The organism is Paenibacillus sp. J31R98 (genome assembly GCF_056269245.1).
In genome coordinates, this window is record NZ_JBWDNO010000008.1 from 75,410 (window position 1) to 96,234 (window position 20,825).

General features: G+C 52.6%; 20 protein-coding genes. 16 read left to right on the top strand and 4 right to left on the bottom strand.

Features of this window, described 5'->3' with window-relative positions; translation table 11 throughout:
* The first annotated feature begins 3 nt into the window (after positions 1-3).
* Positions 4-1,431, top strand: coding sequence for a bifunctional 2-methylcitrate dehydratase/aconitate hydratase (locus tag AC0YNX_RS24465; protein ID WP_475818527.1), 1,428 nt, complete (start codon positions 4-6; stop codon positions 1,429-1,431).
* Positions 1,432-1,525: 94 nt separating this feature from the next.
* Here AC0YNX_RS24465 and AC0YNX_RS24470 read toward each other — a convergent pair whose 3' ends face one another.
* Entirely contained in the window at positions 1,526-3,343 is a 1,818-nt protein-coding gene (locus tag AC0YNX_RS24470; protein ID WP_475818312.1) for an APC family permease, read from the bottom strand.
* A gap of 206 nt (positions 3,344-3,549) precedes the next feature.
* On the opposite strand from AC0YNX_RS24470, the gene hisJ reads away from it, so the two are divergent.
* From hisJ to AC0YNX_RS24495, 5 genes are all read left to right on the top strand, one after another.
* Positions 3,550-4,401 carry a histidinol-phosphatase HisJ gene (hisJ, locus tag AC0YNX_RS24475; RefSeq protein WP_475818313.1) on the top strand — a complete coding sequence of 284 codons (852 nt, stop codon included), beginning with the start codon at positions 3,550-3,552 and terminating at the stop codon, positions 4,399-4,401.
* Positions 4,402-4,440: 39 nt separating this feature from the next.
* Positions 4,441-5,181, top strand: coding sequence for an MgtC/SapB family protein (locus AC0YNX_RS24480; protein WP_475818314.1), 741 nt, complete (start codon positions 4,441-4,443; stop codon positions 5,179-5,181).
* A 32-nt stretch (positions 5,182-5,213) separates the two neighbouring features.
* Positions 5,214-6,167: a metallophosphoesterase family protein gene (locus AC0YNX_RS24485; RefSeq protein WP_475818315.1), complete on the top strand. Its 954-nt coding sequence runs from the start codon at positions 5,214-5,216 to the stop codon at positions 6,165-6,167.
* A 161-nt stretch (positions 6,168-6,328) separates the two neighbouring features.
* Complete coding sequence (locus AC0YNX_RS24490; protein ID WP_475818316.1) at positions 6,329-6,886, top strand: SLOG family protein; 558 nt, start codon at positions 6,329-6,331, stop codon at positions 6,884-6,886.
* 19 nt (positions 6,887-6,905) lie between these two features.
* Entirely contained in the window at positions 6,906-7,244 is a 339-nt protein-coding gene (locus AC0YNX_RS24495) for a DUF1904 family protein (protein WP_475818317.1), read from the top strand.
* Between the two features lie 452 nt (positions 7,245-7,696).
* Here the strand turns inward: AC0YNX_RS24495 and AC0YNX_RS24500 are convergent, their stop codons facing one another.
* On the bottom strand, positions 7,697-8,455 hold the full coding sequence (locus AC0YNX_RS24500; RefSeq protein WP_475818318.1) for a glycerophosphodiester phosphodiesterase: 759 nt from the start codon (positions 8,453-8,455) through the stop codon (positions 7,697-7,699).
* 282 nt (positions 8,456-8,737) lie between these two features.
* On the opposite strand from AC0YNX_RS24500, the gene AC0YNX_RS24505 reads away from it, so the two are divergent.
* The 4 genes from AC0YNX_RS24505 (at position 8,738) to AC0YNX_RS24520 (ending at position 13,974) form a co-directional block, all read left to right on the top strand.
* On the top strand, positions 8,738-9,703 hold the full coding sequence (locus tag AC0YNX_RS24505; RefSeq protein WP_475818319.1) for a carbohydrate ABC transporter permease: 966 nt from the start codon (positions 8,738-8,740) through the stop codon (positions 9,701-9,703).
* A 5-nt stretch (positions 9,704-9,708) separates the two neighbouring features.
* Positions 9,709-10,539: a carbohydrate ABC transporter permease gene (locus tag AC0YNX_RS24510; RefSeq protein WP_475818528.1), complete on the top strand. Its 831-nt coding sequence runs from the start codon at positions 9,709-9,711 to the stop codon at positions 10,537-10,539.
* Between the two features lie 91 nt (positions 10,540-10,630).
* Positions 10,631-12,061: an ABC transporter substrate-binding protein gene (locus AC0YNX_RS24515; RefSeq protein ID WP_475818320.1), complete on the top strand. Its 1,431-nt coding sequence runs from the start codon at positions 10,631-10,633 to the stop codon at positions 12,059-12,061.
* A gap of 986 nt (positions 12,062-13,047) precedes the next feature.
* Positions 13,048-13,974, top strand: a complete 927-nt coding sequence (locus tag AC0YNX_RS24520) for a nucleoside hydrolase (protein ID WP_475818321.1) — start codon at positions 13,048-13,050, stop codon at positions 13,972-13,974.
* A 154-nt stretch (positions 13,975-14,128) separates the two neighbouring features.
* Here the strand turns inward: AC0YNX_RS24520 and AC0YNX_RS24525 are convergent, their stop codons facing one another.
* A complete protein-coding gene (locus AC0YNX_RS24525; RefSeq protein ID WP_475818322.1) occupies positions 14,129-15,037 on the bottom strand; it encodes a M15 family metallopeptidase in 909 nt (302 codons plus the stop codon).
* A gap of 263 nt (positions 15,038-15,300) precedes the next feature.
* Here AC0YNX_RS24525 and AC0YNX_RS24530 point away from each other — a divergent pair, with 263 nt between their 5' ends.
* The 5 genes from AC0YNX_RS24530 to AC0YNX_RS24550 all read left to right on the top strand — a co-directional run bounded on the left by AC0YNX_RS24530 (position 15,301) and on the right by AC0YNX_RS24550 (position 18,429).
* Positions 15,301-16,932 carry a glycosyl hydrolase gene (locus AC0YNX_RS24530; protein ID WP_475818323.1) on the top strand — a complete coding sequence of 544 codons (1,632 nt, stop codon included), beginning with the start codon at positions 15,301-15,303 and terminating at the stop codon, positions 16,930-16,932.
* Positions 16,933-17,044: 112 nt separating this feature from the next.
* Positions 17,045-17,218, top strand: coding sequence for a hypothetical protein (locus AC0YNX_RS24535; RefSeq protein WP_475818324.1), 174 nt, complete (start codon positions 17,045-17,047; stop codon positions 17,216-17,218).
* A gap of 94 nt (positions 17,219-17,312) precedes the next feature.
* Positions 17,313-17,519, top strand: coding sequence for a hypothetical protein (locus AC0YNX_RS24540; protein ID WP_126014522.1), 207 nt, complete (start codon positions 17,313-17,315; stop codon positions 17,517-17,519).
* 67 nt (positions 17,520-17,586) lie between these two features.
* The gene (locus tag AC0YNX_RS24545; RefSeq protein ID WP_475818325.1) at positions 17,587-18,063 is read left to right on the top strand and encodes an MEKHLA domain-containing protein; all 477 of its coding nucleotides are present in this window, start codon (positions 17,587-17,589) and stop codon (positions 18,061-18,063) included.
* A 3-nt stretch (positions 18,064-18,066) separates the two neighbouring features.
* The gene (locus AC0YNX_RS24550) at positions 18,067-18,429 is read left to right on the top strand and encodes an MmcQ/YjbR family DNA-binding protein (RefSeq protein ID WP_475818326.1); all 363 of its coding nucleotides are present in this window, start codon (positions 18,067-18,069) and stop codon (positions 18,427-18,429) included.
* A gap of 37 nt (positions 18,430-18,466) precedes the next feature.
* Here the strand turns inward: AC0YNX_RS24550 and AC0YNX_RS24555 are convergent, their stop codons facing one another.
* Positions 18,467-19,255 carry a lipase family protein gene (locus AC0YNX_RS24555; protein WP_475818327.1) on the bottom strand — a complete coding sequence of 263 codons (789 nt, stop codon included), beginning with the start codon at positions 19,253-19,255 and terminating at the stop codon, positions 18,467-18,469.
* Between the two features lie 153 nt (positions 19,256-19,408).
* Here AC0YNX_RS24555 and AC0YNX_RS24560 point away from each other — a divergent pair, with 153 nt between their 5' ends.
* The gene (locus tag AC0YNX_RS24560; protein WP_475818328.1) at positions 19,409-20,584 is read left to right on the top strand and encodes a PP2C family protein-serine/threonine phosphatase; all 1,176 of its coding nucleotides are present in this window, start codon (positions 19,409-19,411) and stop codon (positions 20,582-20,584) included.
* Positions 20,585-20,825 lie beyond the last annotated feature (241 nt).

Consider the following 20,825-nt stretch of genomic DNA (forward strand, 5'->3'; position numbering starts at 1 on the left):
AACATGCGGCCCGAACCGGACCAAGTGCTCGTCGATATGGCTGATTATGTGACAAGCGCTGTCATTGAGAGTGACCTTGCTTACGAGACAGCACGTTATTGTCTGATGGATACGCTCGGATGCGGCATTCTGGCTTTAAAATATCCCGCCTGCACGAAGCTGCTCGGCCCAATCGTACCCGGCGCGGAGCTAGCTGGCGGCGTTCCTGTCCCAGGCACCGGCTACCGGCTTGATCCGGTAACGGCGGCGTTCAACATCGGCTGCATGATCAGATGGCTCGATTATAACGATACTTGGCTGGCGGCGGAGTGGGGGCATCCATCCGATAATCTTGGAGCTATTCTAGCGGCGGCGGACTATACAAGCAGGCATCGCCTTGCTGCCGGGGAGCCGGCGTTTACGATGCTCGATGTGCTGACAGCGATGATCAAGGCGCATGAGCTGCAAGGCGTGTTGGCGCTCGAGAACAGCTTCAATCGTGTCGGACTCGATCACGTTGTGCTCGTCAAAGTTGCATCGACTGCCGTTGCTACCGGACTGCTTGGAGGCAGCAAGACAGACATCATCAATGCGCTCTCGCACGCTTGGCTGGACGGTCAGGCGCTGCGCACATATAGACATGCGCCGAATACCGGCTCCCGCAAGTCTTGGGCAGCAGGCGACGCGACAAGCCGCGCGCTTCGGCTTGCGTTCATCGTGCTGCGCGGGGAGATGGGGTATCCATCGGCGCTATCGGCGAAAGGATGGGGATTCTACGATGTATCTTTCAAAAGCAAGCCGTTTCAATTTAGCCGTACATACGGCGCCTACGTCATGGAGAATGTACTATTCAAAATATCCTTCCCCGCCGAGTTCCACGCACAAACGGCGGTGGAGAGCGCGATCCATCTGCATCCGGAGGTCGCAGGCCGACTAGACGATATCGCGAGCATCCGTATTCGGACGCATGAGTCCGCAATCCGCATTATCGACAAGAAGGGGCCGCTGCATAATCCGGCTGACCGCGATCATTGCCTGCAATATATGACTGCTGTGGGGCTGCTGCATGGCCATTTGACGGCGGATCATTACGAGGACGAAGCCGCCGCAGATCCGCGCATCGACCGGCTGCGCAGCTTGATGGACGTGACGGAGCACGAGCCGTATTCGGTTGACTATCTCGATCCGGAGAAACGTTCGATTGCGAGCAGCGTGCAGGTGCTCTTCAAGGACGGCAGCGCGACAGAAGAGGTTGCGACGGAATATCCACTTGGCCATAAGCGCCGTAGAGGCGAAGGTATTCCGCTGCTCATTCAGAAGTTCGAGGCGAACTTGGCGACAAGATATGACGCCGATCAGGCGCAGCGTATTATTGACGTGTGCAAGGATCGCAAGCAGCTTGAGGCGATGACCGTGCCTGCGTTCATGGATCTGTTGGCGTTGAACGGTTAGCGGCCAGCTATACCTTCACTTCAGTCATATGCTTCCGTCTTTCAACGTCTGGCACACAAAAAAGCCGCCCAGCTAAGGGCGGCTTTCTCTCAATTTATTTGTGCAAACGATATGGCACTGTCGCGATAACGACGTCCTTCTGCGTGAACAGGTACGCCCGTAGCAGCAAGCTGGATTGGTTATGCAGGATGTTATGCCACCAATGTCTAGTGATGAACTGCGGAATCAAGACCGTGATATGGTCCGACTCTTGCGTCTTCCATTCCACCGTCTCGATGAAGCGGACCAGCGGACGGATAATGCTGCGGTAGCTGGAGCGCAGGACGATCAGACGAACGCCTGGGTCCCACTCTTCCCATTTGCGCTCGAGGCGTTCGATCTCTTCTTCGTCAAAGCCGACATAGACGGCTACGACGTTGTCCGTCAGCGATTTGGCATAGCTGATCGATTGGAGAACGACTTGTGTAATGCCGGCAACCGGCACGACGATCGTACTGCCTTTAATCGCTGGCTTTTCTTTATCAATGTTCACTCGCAGCTCGTCGGCTGTATTCTGGTAGTGACGGTTGATTTTGAAGAAGCACAAGATTACGATCGGCAAGAAGATGAAGACCATCCAGATCTGGCTAAACTTCGTGAAGATGAAGATCAGCGTAATGATTAGCGTTGTCAGCATCCCGATCGTGTTGACGCACAGGCCGAGAACCCATTTCGCCGGCTTCAGGCGAATCCAGCGAATCATCATGCCAAGCTGAGACAACGTGAACGGAATGAATACGCCGACCGCGTAGAGCGGAATCAGGTTCTCCGTGTCACCGTGGAACAGCACGACAAGCAGTGCCGAGAATACGCCTAGAAAAATAATACCGTTCGAGAAACCAAGACGGTCGCCGCGCACTTTGAAGGCGTTCGGCATATATTTGTCCTTCGCCAGCATGAAGGCAAGCAGCGGGAATGCGGAGTACGCCGTGTTCGCCGCTAAGAACAGAATTAGAGCAGTAATGGCTTGAATCGCGTAGTAGATCAGACCGCGTCCGAAGGTCGCATTGGCGATTTGGGAGACGACGGTTTCCTTCTCGTTCGGTACAATGCCGTACCAGTAAGCGAGCAAGCTGATGCCGATAAACATCGCGCCGAGAATCGTGCCCATCATAATGAGCGTAACCGCAGCGTTGCGCTCTTCCGGCTTCTTGAAGTTCGGAATGGCGTTCGACACGGCCTCGACGCCGGTGAGCGCCGAACAGCCGGAGCTGAATGCCTTGAGCAGCATGAACAAACTTATATTCGACACGGCTGCGCCGATCTCCGGTATATCGGAATGAACACCGTATATGATGACTTTAAATACGCCCGCGATAATGAGGACGAACACCGCGATGACAAACAGATAGACGGGATAAGCGAGCACCGAAGCCGATTCTCCGATCCCCCGCAGGTTCATGATTGTGAGGAACACGATCATGATTAGCGCGATGAACACCCGGTGATCATGCAGCGAAGGGAATGCCGACGTGATCGCATCCGTTCCTGCCGAGGAGCTTACGGCAACAGTCAGGATGTAGTCGACAAGCAGGGAGCCGCCTGCGAGCAGTCCCGTCGAGACGCCTAAATTATCTTTGGCGACAATATAGGCCCCGCCGCCCTTCGGGTAGGCGTAGATCGTTTGGCGGTACGATATGATAAGTACGAGCAGCAGTCCGAGAACCGCGATGGAGATCGGAATGGAGTACCAGACGGCTGCGAAGCCCGCTGCAATCAAGACAAGCAAAATCTGCTCGGTGCCGTATGCAACCGACGACAAGGCGTCGGACGATAGCACGGCAAGCGCCTTCAGTTTGCTAAGCCTTTCTCCTTCCAATTCTGCGCTTTTCATTGGACGCCCGATTAAAAACCGTTTAAATCGGCTAATCATGGAGTAATCCTCATCCTCTTTTCTTCACCGTATAAGGTAAAAATTCACTTTCATCTCAAGGATTGTATTAGAATATCCGAAATGAACAAATTTCATTATATCAAAAATATGGTTGGTTGAAAGATACAGTTTCGTGAAGGCGCAAACATTTAGTTGAAGGCTCATGGAGCGGTGGTATACTTGGGATATTACGCCACCTTTGAAGAATGTGTAAAGGAGAAGAGGAGATTACGATGAAACCGCCGATCAAATGGGATGGACACACGCACACGAAATTTTGCTATCACGGCAACGATGCTGAAGAGGAGCTGTATGTCGATCGCGCGATCGAGCTTGGTTTCCAGCGTTATTCCATTACGGAGCACCCGCCGCTGCCGGTGAATTGGGTAGCCGATGAGAAGCTGATGCGGGAGCTTGCGATGCCTAGCGATGAACTGCCCCTGTACATGGATTATGCTAAATCCATCAAGCAGAAGTACGAGGGCCGCATCGACATCGGAGTTGGGCTGGAGCTTGATTACTTGCATGGAAATCTATCATTTACGGAAGCGATCGTAGACCGCTATGAGAAGGAACTGGAGGACGTCGTTTACTCCGTTCACTATTTGCAGGGCAAGGGCGGTATGCGTTGTATTGATTTTACAGCGGATGATTTTGCAGAGAATCTGCTCTCGTATTACGGTTCGATGGAGAAGGTCGTCGATGAGTATTACAATCATGTGGAGCTGGCAATCGAATTCGCTTCGAAGCTGCCGATGCGCAAACGGATCGGCCATATTAATTTAATCGAGAAGTTCTCGCTGAAGCTGCCAACTATTGATGAGGCGCAGATTAGAAGCAGACTGACCGCTATCTTGCCGAAGCTTGAGCAGGGCGGAGTCGGCATTGATGTGAATACAGCAGGGTTGCGCGTAGCAACATGCGGCAAGCCTTACGTTCCAGGATGGTTTATGGCAGAATGCGCGTCGCGCGGCATTACTCTCGTCTATGGATCGGACTCGCACCGTCCCGACCATGTCGGCTTCGGTTACGAGTGGTTTGAGGCTAATTTTGCATAAGTGAGTGACACCACTCTAGTCAAAAAGGATTGATGTAAGATGGCGCAAACCGTCACACAGGTGTTTGATCCAAGTATATGGCATATCAGCAATCTGGAATTGACGCTTCGGCTCGTGCTTGCGCTCGCGCTTGGCGGGCTGATTGGGCTCGAACGCGAGTTTGGCGGCCATTCTGCTGGATTTCGGACGCATATTCTTGTTTGCGTAGGTTCAGCAGCCATTGTCTTGCTATCTATGTATGGATTCTCGGAGTTTGCTGCCGATCCGAATGTAAGGCTGGACCCTTCGCGCTTAGCGGCCCAAGTGGTTAGCGGCATCGGCTTCCTCGGGGCAGGCACCATTCTGCGAACGGGGATCACGGTGTCAGGGCTTACGACTGCGGCTTCCCTCTGGGTCGTGGCAGCGATTGGGCTGACGGTCGGAGCGGGGTTTTATTATGGCTCGGCCGTGCTTACTTTCCTTGTTGTCGTCAGTCTATTCGTGCTCAATAAGATTGAGAAGAAATTCTCGCGGGCGAAGAGCAAGCGGGATATCGTTCTGAAAATGACGAAGGATTCGGCGAGTCTCAGCAATGTCGTAACCGAGCTGCATCACTTCGGCATTCAGATTAGCAAGATTATTGTTGAGAATGAGCAAGCTGCCGCTGGCGATAATGCGGAAATGCTGATCGTCAGGCTGCAAGTGAAACTGAATTACAAGAAGCGGTTCGAGGAAGTTATCGTATCGCTTGCATCGATTGAAGGCGTCGTCGGCATCGAATCCGGCGGTGAATCGCTCTAGTGTTCTAAACAGGTCATGGGGGATGATGTAGGATGGCAGAATCGAAGCAACAATCATTGCATTACCGCGAGGATGGCACTTTTACGATTGTACAATTCACGGACTTACACTGGCAGAATGGGGAGCCTGACGATGTGCTGACGAAGCTGCTGATGGAGCTTGTGCTGGATCAGACGTCTCCGGATCTTGTTGTATTTACTGGCGATGTGATTTATAGCAAAGATTGCACCGATGAGAAGCAGTCGCTGCGCGACGCGGTTCGTCCGGTGGAAGAGAGGGGCATCCCTTGGGCGGCCGTATACGGCAATCATGATACGGAGCATCTGTTGACGCGGGATGAGCTTATGCAGGTGCAGCTGGAGCATGAGCATTGCCTTAGCAGCGCTGGTCCAGAGGAGATTCATGGCGTAGGCAATTATGTGCTTCTGCTCAAGGCGCATGGCAGCGATAAGCCGGAACATGCGCTATATATGTTCGACAGCGGCAGCTATTCCACGCTGCCTCAGCTGGAAGGTTATGAATGGATTCACCGTGACCAGATTGAATGGTACGTTTCGCAATCTAAGGCTCTTCGCGAGGCGAACGGCGGGGAGCCGCTGCCTGCTCTTGCTTTCTTCCATATTCCGCTTCCGGAATATGATGAGGTGTGGCAGAAGGAGCTGTGCTTCGGCAGCAAGCATGAGGGCGTTGCCAGCCCGCGGATCAATTCGGGGCTATTCGCGGCGATGATGGAGATGGGCGATGTCGCAGGCACATTCTGCGGACATGACCATGTGAATGATTATTGGGGTGCGCTGCACGACATCCGTCTCTGCTATGGCAGAGCGACTGGTTATCAAACGTACGGACGCGAAGGATTCCCGCGCGGCGCACGGATCATTCGTCTGCAACAAGGAGAGCGCGGCTTCGTGACCGAGCTTCGTCTTGACGATGGCAGTGTCGTTCTTGAGCAAGAGGAGCATTACCCGAAAGGGATCGAGCTGTAGAAAGCTGGATTGTAGTAGGGGGGAGGGCACACTTGTCTTCTGCTGGATTGCGGCAGGGGACTCGGTGCCCTTTTTTCCATGGGAGTGAAGGTGCTAATGCTGTATTTTCGCTTGGCGTATGCTACCCTTAACTTATCGTCTATGTAGGAGTTCGAAGTGTAATGAAAACAATATTAGTCAGTGGCTATCGGGCAACAGAGCTAGGCATCTTCTCCGCGAAGCACCCTGGCATCGCCATTATTAAGAAGGCGCTCACGAAGCAGATTTCGGCACTGGTCGAGGACGGACTCGAATGGGTCATCGTCAGCGGCGGATGGGGCGTCGAGCTGTGGGCAGCGGAAGTGACGATCGAGCTGAAGAAGAGCTACGAGAGCTTGCGACTTGCGATCATCACGCCTTTTCTTGAGCAAGAAGAGAACTGGAATGAACAGAAGAAAACAACGTACAGTGAGATCCTCTCTGGCGCGGATTATGTGAACAGCGTCTCCAAGCAGAAGTACGCGGGACCTTGGCAGTTCAAGGCGAGAGACCGCTTCCTGCTGGACAACTCGGACGGGCTGCTGCTCATCTATGACGAGGAACAGGACGGCTCGCCGCGTTATTTGCTCGAGCTCGCGCGTGCACATGCCGAGGTGACGCCGGATTATGGGATTATTACGATCTCCGGTCATGATTTGCAAAATATCGCTGAGGATGAGCAGCACTACGATTATGAATAGATAGATGGAGGTTCATGTTATGCCGCAATTGACGGTTCGAGGAGTTAATAGTGAAGTGCTAGTTCATGTAAGCGAGGCGCTGCTCGAGGAGTTGGCTCAAATTTGCGAGTGCGGGACAGACAATTTTACGCTGGACTGTCTGCCGGTTGTATCGGTGTTCGGAGGAGCGGTCGTGCAGACGTACCCGTTCGTTGAAGTCGCTTGGTTCGACCGCGGGCAGCACGTGCAGGACAAGCTCGCCGCAGCGTTGACGCGCCATCTGCAACAAGCAGGCGTTGCTGAGGTGGAAGTCGCGTTCAAGGTGTACAAGGAGACGGCGTACTACATTAATGGCCGGCCTTGTTCGGTGGCGGAGTAGGGGAGCCTGGGAGCCTAGTGGATCGTATCGGCTCGAATTGAGCCGATGTGGCTCGCGTCTAGAAATCTTCGGTTTCTGAGCTGAGATTGACTGCGTTATAACCGACAACGAGATTTAATCGCGAGAGAACATATATGTTCTCTCGTACGTGAAAATCCGCGATTTCGGAGCTGAGAGCACACATATGTGCTCTCGGAGCCGCGGATACCAGGTAACGAGCGATTATTAGTGCTGAGAGAACGTATGTGTTCTCTCGTGCATGAAAATCCGCGAATTCGGAGCTGAGAGCACATATATGTGCTCTCAGTCGACTGCCTCGTCGATCGCGAGTCGGATAATCCGTCTCGCCCGTTGTGAGCACGGAAATATGTTCTCATGTATGTGGAAAACCGCGAATTGCTCAAACAGCCTGCACGGATCAACCGTGCAGGCTGTTTGATTTCCCTATGCGCTTAAGATCGCTCGAGATGTTCCATCAAACGAGCCGGATAATCGGTAATAATGCCTGTCACGCCAATGGAGATCAGTCGATCCCAATCAGCGGGATGATTAGCCGTGTAAGGGTAGATGCACAGACCGGCGACTAATGCGTCTTCAGCATCGTCCGCCCCGATCAAGGTATGTTCCGGATGAAGGGACCAGACCTCCGTCTCCAGCAGCGCTGCGTATGAAGCATGATGAATCAGATCGGCCGCATATAGCAGTCCAATGCGAAGCTCCGGTTCAGCTTGTTTCAGCCTCAGAAGCAGCTTGTGGTCGAAGGAGGAGACGACGGTACGATCCAGCCGATTGTCGCCTCGCAGGTAGTGCAGCAGAATATCATCGAAAAGCGCTCCACCGGAATCTTTGACTTCAACATTAATTTCGATGTGCTTCGGGAGCAGGTCGTAGACTTCCTCCAGAAACGGAACTCGTTCCCCGGCAAAAGCAGACGAGAACCAGCTTCCCGCATCCGCCTCACGGATGACATCCGAATGCAGGGCACGAATCGCTCCGGAGATGTCCGTCGTCCGGTCGAGTGTATCGTCATGGCAGACGATGAGCTTGCCGTCCACCGACATATGAATATCGAGCTCTACCATTTGGCTTCCTTGTTCGGCTGCAAGCTCGAAGCTTGCCAATGTATTCTCGGGCGCTTCGCCGGATGCTCCTCGATGCCCAATTACGATTGGACGGCTTACCATGACGTCTTGCTCGATTTTTGCTGACATCCTTTTTTCCTCCTGGCTCGGGCTCCAGCTCCGTTACAAACCCTTTCGGCGAACCCTTTTGTCAAGATTATATGCCTTCTCGAACAGTCTGTCCCCCTCGGATATGCAATGTAAATGAATCTTTAGAAAGGAATGGCTTTTTTCAATTTAAGCGCTATCACCTTTCCTAATCTTAATAAAATACTGATCTCGGGCTTACAAACGATCGTTATGGTAGTTATTGTGACATCCGCCAATTAGGGTGCAGCCAAAAAAACTTTGGAAAGGCGGTTACAATCCCATATGGACTCATCCCTCTATTCGGACAAGTCTAGTCAAGTCTTGTCATCAGCTTCCACAATCTCGGCCAGAACCTCAGGTACCGCAGGAAGGTTAAGACGAATGAAGGAGCAGCTGTTAGGTTATCTGTTCCTTGCGCCTAGCCTAGTTGTATTCGTCCTGTTCTTATTTTACCCGATGGTCCGTTCCGTCTATTTGAGCTTTCAGCTTACCGATCCCCGAGGAAGAGTGGCCGCTTACGAAGGATTGGGCAACTATTCGCGGTTGTTGCATTCGTCCGATTTCTGGAACAGCCTTTGGATTACGGTCAAGTTCACGCTGCTGACCGTGCCGGGTGGACTTGTTCTCGGCCTGCTATGCGCAAGCCTTGTACATTCTGCAGGCAAAGGGAGCAAGGTCTTTCGCCTTATCTTCTCGCTTCCGCTGGCGCTCTCGGTCGGAACGGCATCCATCCTGTGGATGATCCTGTATCATCCATCGCTCGGCATGCTGAACTACCTGCTGGGACAGATCGGCATTGGACCGATCCAGTGGCTGACCGATCCCTCCGTGGCGCTTGGTTCCGTCTCGCTTATGACTGTGTGGATGAACTCCGGATTTCCGTTTGTCCTGCTCCTGGCTGCTATTCAAGGACTCGACAATGATGTCATGGACAGCTCACGGATCGACGGTGCTTCGATGTGGAGAACCTTCTTCTCCATCAAGCTGCCTCTGCTGTCGCCGACGCTATTCTTCCTTGCGGTGGTGTCCATCATGAGCGCCTTTCAGTCGTTCGGGCAAATCAATATTCTCACCCGTGGCGGCCCAGCCGGATCCACGGATGTGCTGGTGTACTCCATTTATCGGGAAGCGTTCATCAATTACCAGTTCGGAACCGGAAGTGCGCAGGCTATCGTCTTGTTCGTCCTGATGCTTCTTCTAACAGCGGTACAGTTCCTAGTACTTGGAAAGAAGGTGCATTACCAGTGAAAGCAATGAATCACCCGCGTAATCCGATTCGGTTATCCAGCCATTATGGCTTGCTTATTCTGCTGTCGCTGCTCGTGCTGGGACCGCTGCTGTATCTGCTTGCTCAGATCTTTATGACTTCGGACGAGGTAAGCAAATATCCGCCTAAGCTGCTACCTTCCGGCTTCTATACCGGAGAGCTGAAGAACGCGATCGACACCGTGCCTATATTCGGTTTTATCTTCAACAGCTTTGTTCTGGCGACCGCGATCATGGTACTTCAGGTGCTGACGGCGGCTCTGGCTGCTTACGCATTCGTCTACATCCGGTTTACCGGCAGCCGCTTCTGGTTCGCCTTGTTCATAAGCACCATGATGATTCCGTGGGAAGTGACGATCATTCCCAACTACCTCACGGTCAGAAGCTGGGGATGGCTCGATTCCTTCCAAGGGCTCATCGTGCCGTTCGCGGCCTCGGCATTCGGCGTGTTTCTGCTACGGCAGTTCTTCATGCAGCTGCCCCGCGCATTGTTCGAGGCGGCGAGAATCGACGGCTGCGGGCATTTCCGCCACTTTGTTTCCGTCGTGCTGCCGTTATCGGGACCCGCTGCTGCTTCGCTAGCCGTTTATGTGTTTCTGAACGGATGGAACCAATACCTCTGGCCGCTTCTCACGACGAGCAGCGATGCCATGCGAACGGTCCAGATCGGAATCGCGATGCTTCAGTTTGAGGAGCTGACGAGCTGGAATCTGGTTCTTTGCGGCGTGGCACTCGTTCTGGTGCCTTCATTCGTTCTTTTGGCGCTCGGCTTGAGGCCGCTTGTCCGTGGAATTACAGCGGGCGCGGTCAAAGGCTAATAGGCGCGGCCGTTCATGGATTGGGGTACTCGTCCTACGGGACTTACCAATAGATAAATATCCTTACAAAGGAAAGGGAGAGAAAATCAACATGGTTAAAAGCAATTGGAAAATGGTATTGCCCGTGGCGGCAATGCTCGTTCTGCCTCTATCCGCATGTGCATCAAATCCAGACAATGGCGGCAAGAACGCCGATCAGGCGTCGAATACCGCAGCTGCCAATACGGAGAACACCGCAAGTGCAAATGCCAATGCCGGCGCAGCGAACACCACAGAACCAGCCAAAGAGCCAGTCAAAGTTGTATGGTGGCATTCCATGAGCGGCGAGCTCGGCGAAGCTGCGGACAAGCTGGTCAGTGACTTCAACGCCAAGCATCCGGATATTCAAGTAGAAGGCGTCTTCCAGGGCACTTATGACGAGAGCTTGAACAAGCTCAAGGCTTCCATGGACTCCAAGTCTGGTCCTTCCTTGATCCAGGTGTATGAGATCGGTTCGAGATTCATGATCGATTCCGGTGCGGTTACGCCGGTGCAGCAGTTCATCGACGCGGAGAACTATGACGTGTCATCGCTGGAGCCGAATATTCGCAGCTACTACACATTTGACGGCAAGCAATACTCCATGCCTTTTAACACATCCAATCCAATTCTTTACTATAACAAAGACCTGTTCAAAAAAGCCGGTCTAGATCCGAACAAGCCGCCTGTCACTTATCAAGAGGTAGCTGACGATGCCAAAAAACTGACCGAAGGCAGCGTGACAGGTGGTTCTTTTGCCATCTATGGCTGGTTCGTGGAGCAACTGCTCGCTAATCAAGGCAAGGACCTCGTCAATAACGGCAACGGCCGCGAAAGCTCCGCTACGGAATCGCTCGTGAACCAGGATGCAGCTGTGAATACGCTAACTTGGTGGAAGAGCATGATTGACAACAAGTCTGTTCTGAATCTTGGACGCAAGACGGACGATACCAAAAAAGCATTCCTCGCCGGCCAAGTCGCTATGACGCTGGATTCGACGGCTTCATTGCGCGGTATCGTTGATGGTGCAGCAGGCAAGTTTGAAGTGGGTACAGCCTTCCTGCCTAAGCCGGACGGTTCTACCGATGGCGGTGTTGTTGTAGGCGGCGCGAGCTTGTGGATTCTGAATAATAAGTCCGATGAAGAACAGAAGGCTGCTTGGGAATTCATCAAGTACCTGGCTGAGCCGGCTGTTCAAGCGCAGTGGCACATCAACACAGGCTACTTCCCGATCACGACCAAAGCTTACGACGAGCAGATCGTCAAAGATAACCTGGCGAAATATCCGCAATTCCAGACAGCAGTTGATCAGCTTCATGCTTCCAAGCCGAGCATGGCAAGCCAAGGCGCCGTTATGGGGGTATTCCCGGATGCTCGCCAAACGGTGGAAGGTGCAATCGAGGAAGTATTCACTGGCAAGAAGGATGTTAAGGCAGCGCTTGACGATGCGGCGAAGCAAATTACCGAGAAGATTAATATCTACAACAAGACGGTACAAAAATAAGCTACGTTGGTGGTGCGAAAGTCGGAAACAGCCCTGGGAGCTATGCTCTCAAGGGCTGTTTTTGTGTATATGGAGCTTTGTATGGATAGCAGTTAGTGAGAGAGGGTTTTCCCGCTCTCAACAAGCAATTGTGCTGCATTTGCGCGCCGAGAGAGGCTTTAGCCGCTTTCCGTTGACCAATTGCCGCTCTAGCTGGCTGTTTGGTGAGTTGAGAGAGGGTTTTCCCGCTCTCAACAAGCATCTGTGCTGCATTTGCGCGCCGAGAGAGGCTTTAGCCGCTTTCCGTTGACTAATTGCCGCTCTGGCTGGCTGTTTGGTATGTTGAGAGAGGGTTTTCCCGCTCTCAACAAGCATCTGTGCTGCATTTGCGCGCCGAGAGGCTCTAACCGCTTCCGTTGACCAACCTCAGACGAGATCGAGCAGGTTTTGGAGCTGAGAGAACGTATACGTTCTCTCGCGCGCGAAAAGCCTCAAATTCCGAGCTGAGAGCACATATATGTGCTCTCGGAGCCGCGGACATCAGGAAACGAGCGAATATTAGTGTTGAGAGAACATATATGTTCTCTCGCGTGAGAAAATCCGTAAAATCCGAGCTGAGAGCACACATATGTGCTCTCAGCTTGTTTGTGGTAAGTGTGGGGTGGCGAAGGAGTTTGGAAGGTGTTCGTTCAAACCAGAGCGGGGCGGTCGAATGATTCTGTAGAAGCGGCAGCGTTCGCCTAAGTCGGATTCCAACGGTGGCTTTGTTGTTCAAGGAATCCGAGTAAAACAGAGATCGGAAGAACATTCGACTGCGAAGCGGGAGTGTTTGAGAAGGATTTGTTGCGAAGCGGGAGTGGTTGACCGTTCATTTTCCGATTTGCCCACTCCCTCCCAATTCGTACAAACATCCAGCCGAAACGTACAATTACACGCCTGATTGTTCGTTGTACAATATGGGTGATTACGCACGCAGCATTTATTTTCGAGGAGGATTTGAACGGCATATGAGCGTATTTCCTGTATTATCTCAGCAGAAGCTGCTGCAGCGCTTAGCCCATCCGCAGCGCTCAATTCGTATGGTACTCGATACGGACACGTACAACGAAATCGATGACCAGTTCGCGGTGATTTATGCGATGAAATCGCCGGAGAACATGACTGTAGAAGCCTTCTACGCAGCGCCGTTCTTCAACGACCTGTCGACAGGGCCGAAGGATGGCATGGAGAAAAGCTATAATGAGCTTAAGCGTATCTCGTCGCTTTTGCCGGAGATGGAAGGTGTGCCGGTCTATCGCGGTTCAGAGAGCTACCTGCTTGAAGCGGGCGCGCCTGTCGAGAGCGAAGCGGCAAGGAACCTTGTTGAGCGCGCGATGGCGGCGCCTGACGATGATCCGCTCTATGTGGTCGCAATCGGCGCGATTACGAATGTCGCTTCTGCTATTCTGATGGAGCCGCGCATCATCGAGAAGATCGTTGTCGTCTGGCTAGGCGGCCATGCGCTGCACTGGCGAGATACGACGGAATTCAATCTCGCGCAAGATTTGCATGCGTCCCGTACGGTGCTGGACAGCGGCGTACCGCTCGTCCTTATTCCATGCGGCGGCGTGGCTTCACATCTGTCGACGACGCTATCCGAGATCAAGGATTACGTTCGTGATAAAGGGCCGATCGGCGAGTACTTGTACGAGACGTTCAAGAACTGCCACCCGGACCACTTCGGCTACTCGCGGGTTATCTGGGACATCTCGACAATCGCTTATCTGAACAACGAGGCATGGACGCCGAGCACGCTCGTGCATAGCCCGGTGCTGTCCTCCGACTTCCGCTGGAGCGTCGACCGCAATCGCCACTTCATCCGCTGCGTTGAACATATTCACCGCGACAGCGTGTTTAAAGATCTGTTCAGCAAGCTGGACAACAACAATAAATAAGCGTCGCCAAGACGCGAAAACATCAAAAAAAGCTAACCGTCCCGCTGCCGTAGCAGTTGGGGTGGTTAGCTTTTTCGCATCCGCTGCCGCAGCAGTCCTGGTGGTTAGCTTTTTCGGCCCTGCCTTCTTTCGTCCCTTACTTGTTTCACTTCAATCAAAACTTCGCCAGAAACTGCTCCAGCGTCTCATTATTCTTCTTAACCTGCTGAGCAACCGCCACGCCGACATAACGGATATGCCAAGGCTCATACATGTAGCCGGTCAGATCTTCCTTGCCCTTCTCATAACGGATGATGAAGCCGTAATCCGCCGCGTGAGCCGCCAGCCACTTGCCTTCCTTGGACTCGCCGAAGCTCTCGTCGAGGTTATAGTTAACGCTCTTGCTCGAGACGTCCATCGCAAGTCCAGTCTGGTGCTCGCTCTGGCCTGGGTGCGCGCTGAATGTATTCGCTTCGTCTTCGCCGTTCTCGCGGGCATAGTTGTCGAATATCGTTTTCTGCGATCCATAGGACCGATAGCCGGATACGGCAGCCAGCTCAATACCGTCCTTCTTTGCGCCAGCGAACAAATTCTCCAGCGCTTGCGCAGCTATCGCGCGAAGCTGCTGTTTCGGACTGGTGCCTGAGAAAGAGAAAGTAACCTTCGCGACGACAAGATCCTTAGGCGTATAGGTCGAGTCGAGCTCGCGTTTCTTATTGACGAGAACGAGCGAGCTGTTCATATTCGTCACGATGTCCTTGCCAACCGAGTTCTTCTTAATGGTTAACGCAGGCGAATTCTCGTGCATATAAGCCTGGAAAGCAGCCTGGCTGCTCGACATGGACGCAGACGCTGCTGTCACTTCTTTGTCATCCGTCGACTGGGCTGCATCATTGCCCTTCGTGCCAGTTGGCTTCGTTGAAGCGGAGTTATTATGATTTTGCTGACTGTTGCTTACTGAAGTTGGAGACTTATCATCGGAATGGCTGAACAGATCGCCAAACACGGTAGTTTGAGAGGATAAAATAACGACTGCGGCAGCAACGCCGACGACGGCCGTGCTAATTGCAATTAATTTTTTCAAAGCCTTGCCTCCTACGAATTACGTTTCTACAACAATTATAGACACTTGACATCCTTTTACAACTGGGGACAGGTACCAAAGTACGTCAATCTCTTGTCATGCTCTCAATGAAGACGAACTGTTGTCGCATATTGTTGCATTGTGCCGATATATCGCGTGATTAGGAAAATCCTGCTAAAAAATGTCTTTCCTAGTTGCTGTAAAATGGTGTAAAATTTCTGCGTAGCTATACATAAAAGATATCATCATGGAGGAACGAAAGAGTGAAGACCAACGGTAGCATGCTGAATTTCGCAAGAAAACTAGTACTCGCAATGTTTGCCATTATTGTCGCTTTTACAACATTCCACACGTATGAAGCGCACGCAATGAACGTATGGGGGATCTACAAGGAAGCGGTAGCGCTCGAGCAGAAAGGGAAATATGCCGAAGCGATTGCCAAGTATAAGCTAATCATTCCCGAGTTTGTGAATAAGAAGGAATACGGCAATTCCGCGAATATGTACCGCTATGTCGGTAACGACTATGCGAAGATGAAGCAGTACGACGATGCTGTGGCAGCTTGGGATAAGGAAGCGGAATATTCCGGCAAAGCGAATCAGACACAGATTAGCATCGCCGCGAAGCGCAAAGCAGATATGCTGCGGAGCTCCGCGAAGCTGTTCGTAGAGACGAAAGCATCTGAAGTCGGTACATCCAACACGCATGGCGCGAAGTTCGAGCCGAAGAACGGTGCATACATCGGTGCTTATGCGGAGCGTGATCCAGCCGTTCATAATGCAGCGACTTCGAAACCGTTCTACACAGAGAAGTTTCCGGAGTTAACGGGCAAGAAGCACGCTGCGTATTTGTTTTATTTTACATACGGTCAGCCATTGTCCACGATTAAGAGCCATCTCGACCACGCCCGTGCTGCGGGCACGGCGATTGAGCTTGGCGTTCAGCCGTTGAAAGGCCTGGACGAAGTGAAGGACAATGAATATCTGCGCCAGCTGGCACGTGATATCGAAGCTTCCGGCGTGAAGGTGTTCCTTCGTTTCGCGAACGAAATGAACGGCGATTGGGTGCCATGGCACGTGGATCCGAAGGTTTACATTGAGAAATTCAGAATTGTTGCCAAAGTGTTCCACCAAGAAGCGCCGAATAATGTCGCTATGGTATGGGCGCCGGACCGTCAGCCGGAATACAGCATCGAGAGCTACTATCCTGGCGATGATGCGGTCGATTGGGTTGGCGTAAGCTTGTACTCGATCTTTAACCCGACGCTTGATCCGCTCAAACAAGGCGAGGACCGCTCGAGCCACCTCGAGAAGTTTGATTTTATTTATAAGAAGTACTCCGCGCGCAAGCCAGTATTCATATCTGAAGGCGGCGTTGCATACATGTATCCGGAGAAGCAGCAGGACAAGACGGCATGGGCTGTTTATAAGATGAAAGAGTTCTACTCGACCTTGCCAATGCTCTATCCGAAAGTCAAAGCTGCGTTCTGGTTCGACAGCAACCATGACCAAACCGCATCCTCAACTCGGATGAAATATTATATGCTCTCAGCGAATGAGAAGCTATTAAACGCTTACAAGAAGTCGGTGGCGAATCCGTTCTACCTCAGCACCATCGGCGATGAATCACCAGTTGCTTATAAGCCGGTGAACACGGCTTCGGCTGTGACTGCTGGGACGCAGAAGATTTCCGCTTATATGAAGACGTGGTCGCCAACGCTTAGCAAGGTGACCTACGAAATCGGCGGCAAGCTTGTTGCCACAGCAACCGATTCGCCATGGACGGCAAGCATCAACTTCGCGCCGTACAAAGGCAAGAAGATTGACGTAGTGCTGAAGGCATACAGCAATAACACGCTTATTACGACGCAGAAAGTCGCTGTCAGCGTGAAATAAGCTCGCTTGATGGAACCCGGAGTGCCTTGCCTAAGGCGCTCCGGGTTTTATTTTGCAAGCGAATCGCGCTACAATAGAGGCAGTGGAAGTATGGCAGGGAGGGAAAGCTAAAGTGGATACAATCACAACATTACAGGAGCAGCTGCGGCTGGCGAATGAGGAAATTGAGTCGCTGCGGAAGGATAAGCTGCGGCTAACGCAAGAGCTTGCGAAGGCGCGCGGCATGCTGCGTGCAGGCGCTGCGGACAACATGTCCACGAAGCTGAAGGAAGCGCTGCGGGAATAGTTATTTTGCAGTAGAAAATTACCATTCGGGCTACTGGAAAGAAGTCGGAAAAAGCGCTACAATACAACTAGTACACACTAACGAGGTGATCTTAATGTCCGAGAACGAGACGACGCCGGAAGTGCAGGAGCCGAAGAAGGTTTCCCTAGCAGAAGCTGTAAAGCAGAAGCTGGCTCAGAAGAAGCAGGAGCAGGCGAATGGTGCAGGTAAACAGAAGCATGGCCCAGGCGGCAACCAACAAACAATGAAAAGCCAAAATCATAAAAAAGTTAACAACCAGCGCAAGAAAATGGGCGTATAGTTCAAACAAGAAGCTGAAGGTGATTATGCCTTCAGTTTTTTTTGATATTAAAGGAGTGTAAGCGGAGATGGAGAAACATGGAGTCGGCGCTTCGGAGCGTCATGCAACTATCATTCTGGACAGCTATCTTCGGCTGCTGGGCAAGCCGCTCGTGGAGGGGGAGACAAATGCTGAATCGGCGGCAACGCAGCTGTTCGAAGCACCGATTGTTGTGCTCTCTCACGGGACACAGGCGGACCCTGTGCTGAATTACGGTAATCGCGCGGCGCTTAGGCTGTGGGAGATGGATTGGGATGCGTTCACGCAAATCGAATCTCGGCATACAGCGGAACCGATGATTCAAGCCGAGCGGCAGCGATTCCTCGAAGCAGTCGCGAGCCAAGGCTACATAGACGATTACAATGGAATTCGCATTTCGAGCAGCGGACGGAGATTTCGTATCGAAGAAGCGATCGTCTGGAACCTCTATGATGAAGATGGCGCTTATTATGGACAAGCTGCGGCTTTTCGAAACTATACTTTTGTGCAGGAAGGGGAATGCTAACAGATGGAAGCGTTGATCGGACACTGCTTGTCCAAGGCAGGAGCTATTAAGGAATATCCGTTTGGCCCAGATCCGCTTGTCATGAAAGCCGGTGGCAAAATGTTCGCTCTCATCTCCGGGGATGGATCGGGCATCTCGCTCAAATGCGATCCGGTCATCGCGGAGAATTTACGCCAGCAGTATGAGGCGATAACGCCCGGGTATCATCTGAACAAGAAGCATTGGAACTCAATTGCTCTGGATGGGTCTGTCCCTGTGCCAGAGCTGCTGGATATGATTGATCATTCTTATGAGCTGGTGCTCAAAGGAATGACGAAGGCGGAGCGTGCCCGGATTGCTGAATCGGCGGCGGTCAAGCTTAAGTGAGATGATAGTATAAAGCCGCCGAGTTTGGCGGCTTCGCTTATTTCTGCGGGCACCAGCCGGGAGGGCCGGAGCAGATCGCGGCTGTGAAGCCAGGGGCATCCTGTGCCAGATCATTGAAGTAGCTGCTGATGACATGGTTGCCGCCGATCGTCCCATTCCGAAAGCTGCGTTTGACCTCTTCTTTGACATGCAAGTAGTAATAGCTCTTGTCGGTCTTCGGTGATTGATACACAAGGGGCGGCAGATGAGGCACGACGTCGAATTCGTTCTGAATCCGGAACGAGACCGGGACTGCTGCATTGTAGGCACGGACGAAGCTGGGGTCGCCCGTTCTAGGCGAGCCGAATGTATACGTAATGATGGAGTCCGGCTTCCGGTTCACAGCGATATCAAGTGATGCCAGCGTCGCCAGCGCTCCGCCTAAGCTATGGCCGGTGACGAAGAGCGGCTTATCGCTTGGCACTTGGTCAAGCAGCCGGAAGATCTGGTCGCGTGCAGACATGTATACCTCTGTGAAGCCGCGATGCGTCATTACATTCTTCTTGCTGATCGGCTTGAACGTCGTTTGCTGCGCGATCATATCCGTCACCCAATCCGTTGGCGAGCTTGTGCCGCGGAAAGCGAGAATGACGGCTTGCGGCGATTCGATGACGAAGCCGAACGGTTCATCGTTGCCAGCGAACGAAGACGCGTTGAAGGAGCCGACGACGCGATAGGATTCCGGTACAAGGAAATAGCCGTTATTGTTGTATTGCATATAGGTTTGCCCGCAGACTGCAGCCAAAAAGATGGCTGTGCGAATATCGACCGTACTGCCATTGCTCATGAATGCACCCACTCTCCTTGCTCCCATTGTATGAGCCGATAGGCCAATGTGCTTTAGGCCGGTGCCCTCGCTGTGACGATTCAAACGAGGTTGTCAGGGGTAACGATTAACAGAGAGAGATAAACTTGAAATAGCAAAGCTAGGAGATGGAAAATGCGAATTGCCGTCGTTGACGATAATCCGATGAACATAACGGTGGTCAGAGAAATATTGAAGCGAGCGGGTTATACCGACATTGAGTCGGCAGGATCGGCTGGAGAGATGTTCAAGCTCCTTGGGCTAACGAAGCAAGGCGAAGAGCCGGATGTCGGGCCGGGAGACGACGGGCACGGCATTGATCTGATTCTGCTTGATATGATGATGCCGGGTATTGATGGGATAACGGCTTGCTCGATGCTGCAGCGCTCTGCTCGGCTGAAGGATATTCCGGTTATTATGGTGACTGCAATTGGCGATTCGAAGAAGCTTGCAGAGGCGCTGGACGCCGGGGCGAGCGACTATGTGACGAAGCCGATTAACCGTATTGAACTGCTCGCCCGCATTCGCGTGGCTCTGCGGCTGAAGGTGGAGAAGGATTGGCATAAGGAGCGGGACCGGCGGGTACGCGAGGAGCTGCAACTGGCGCGGGAAGTACAGCTGGCGGCATTGCCGAATAAGCTCGATGACGAGGGCGTCGCGATTGATGCGATCTTCCGCCCGTCCGAGGAGCTGTCCGGCGACTTGTATGCCTGGAACCGAATCGACGATCACCGATATGGCATAGCTGTGATGGATGCGATGGGTCACGGAATCTCGTCATCGCTCGCTTGCATGTTCATCGCCTCGGTGCTGAAGGAAGCGATGTCGAAGCAGGTGGAGCCGAAGCGGGTCATCCGTGAGCTGAATCGCCGCTCACTGCAGCTGCAATTTGCAGATCAGCTGATTCAGTATTATTTTACGGGCCTCTATATCGTTGTTGATCTCATTGAAGGCGTCGTCGAGTATGTGAATGCGGGCCATCCGCCGGGAATGATAATTCGCAGCGATGGCGAAGTAGAGACGTTCAAGCAGGGCGGTGTGGCGATTGGCATGTTCGGCGACATCGTCGTTGAGAAGCATACGCTGCCGATCAGCTCGGGCGACCGAATCGTGCTGCTGACCGACGGCATCTATGATCTTGTCGGCAGCGATAGCGAGGAAGACCGGCCGGCGAGCTTGACGGCTTTGCTCCAGCCGTACGGCAGTGCTACCTCGCTCGCGGAGCTCGAGAAGGCGCTGTTCCATGCGGGGCAGCTTGAGGAAGAGCTGCAGTCGGACGACCGCTGCTTGGTCGTTGTGGATATTAAGTGATCGTGTGATCGAGTGATTAAGTGATGAGGGAGCCCCCTGCTTGGCAGGGGCTCTTTTTTTGTGAGGTGAATTACGATCTAACGGAACGTACAGCGCTTATTCGCAGCTGTCGCTCTAACGGAACACAGAGAAGCTATTGCCCCTCCATTGCCCCTAAATGGATGCAATTGCTCGCAATAAGACTTCTGTGTACCGTTACATTTTCAAAACAGCCGAATTCTCCGAGATAACGTGTCTGTGT

Excerpts from the sequence above, each read along its gene's own strand:
- AC0YNX_RS24465 (WP_475818527.1), top strand. The coding sequence starts at position 4 with ATGCGGCCCGAACCGGACCAAGTGCTCGTCGATATGGCTGATTATGTG.
- AC0YNX_RS24470 (WP_475818312.1), bottom strand. The coding sequence starts at position 3,343 with ATGATTAGCCGATTTAAACGGTTTTTAATCGGGCGTCCAATGAAAAGC.
- hisJ (WP_475818313.1), top strand. The coding sequence starts at position 3,550 with ATGTGTAAAGGAGAAGAGGAGATTACGATGAAACCGCCGATCAAATGG.
- AC0YNX_RS24480 (WP_475818314.1), top strand. The coding sequence starts at position 4,441 with ATGGCGCAAACCGTCACACAGGTGTTTGATCCAAGTATATGGCATATC.
- AC0YNX_RS24485 (WP_475818315.1), top strand. The coding sequence starts at position 5,214 with ATGGCAGAATCGAAGCAACAATCATTGCATTACCGCGAGGATGGCACT.
- AC0YNX_RS24490 (WP_475818316.1), top strand. The coding sequence starts at position 6,329 with ATGAAAACAATATTAGTCAGTGGCTATCGGGCAACAGAGCTAGGCATC.
- AC0YNX_RS24495 (WP_475818317.1), top strand. The coding sequence starts at position 6,906 with ATGCCGCAATTGACGGTTCGAGGAGTTAATAGTGAAGTGCTAGTTCAT.
- AC0YNX_RS24500 (WP_475818318.1), bottom strand. The coding sequence starts at position 8,455 with ATGTCAGCAAAAATCGAGCAAGACGTCATGGTAAGCCGTCCAATCGTA.
- AC0YNX_RS24505 (WP_475818319.1), top strand. The coding sequence starts at position 8,738 with ATGGACTCATCCCTCTATTCGGACAAGTCTAGTCAAGTCTTGTCATCA.
- AC0YNX_RS24510 (WP_475818528.1), top strand. The coding sequence starts at position 9,709 with ATGAATCACCCGCGTAATCCGATTCGGTTATCCAGCCATTATGGCTTG.
- AC0YNX_RS24515 (WP_475818320.1), top strand. The coding sequence starts at position 10,631 with ATGGTTAAAAGCAATTGGAAAATGGTATTGCCCGTGGCGGCAATGCTC.
- AC0YNX_RS24520 (WP_475818321.1), top strand. The coding sequence starts at position 13,048 with ATGAGCGTATTTCCTGTATTATCTCAGCAGAAGCTGCTGCAGCGCTTA.
- AC0YNX_RS24540 (WP_126014522.1), top strand. The coding sequence starts at position 17,313 with ATGTCCGAGAACGAGACGACGCCGGAAGTGCAGGAGCCGAAGAAGGTT.
- AC0YNX_RS24545 (WP_475818325.1), top strand. The coding sequence starts at position 17,587 with ATGGAGAAACATGGAGTCGGCGCTTCGGAGCGTCATGCAACTATCATT.
- AC0YNX_RS24550 (WP_475818326.1), top strand. The coding sequence starts at position 18,067 with ATGGAAGCGTTGATCGGACACTGCTTGTCCAAGGCAGGAGCTATTAAG.
- AC0YNX_RS24555 (WP_475818327.1), bottom strand. The coding sequence starts at position 19,255 with ATGAGCAATGGCAGTACGGTCGATATTCGCACAGCCATCTTTTTGGCT.
- AC0YNX_RS24560 (WP_475818328.1), top strand. The coding sequence starts at position 19,409 with ATGCGAATTGCCGTCGTTGACGATAATCCGATGAACATAACGGTGGTC.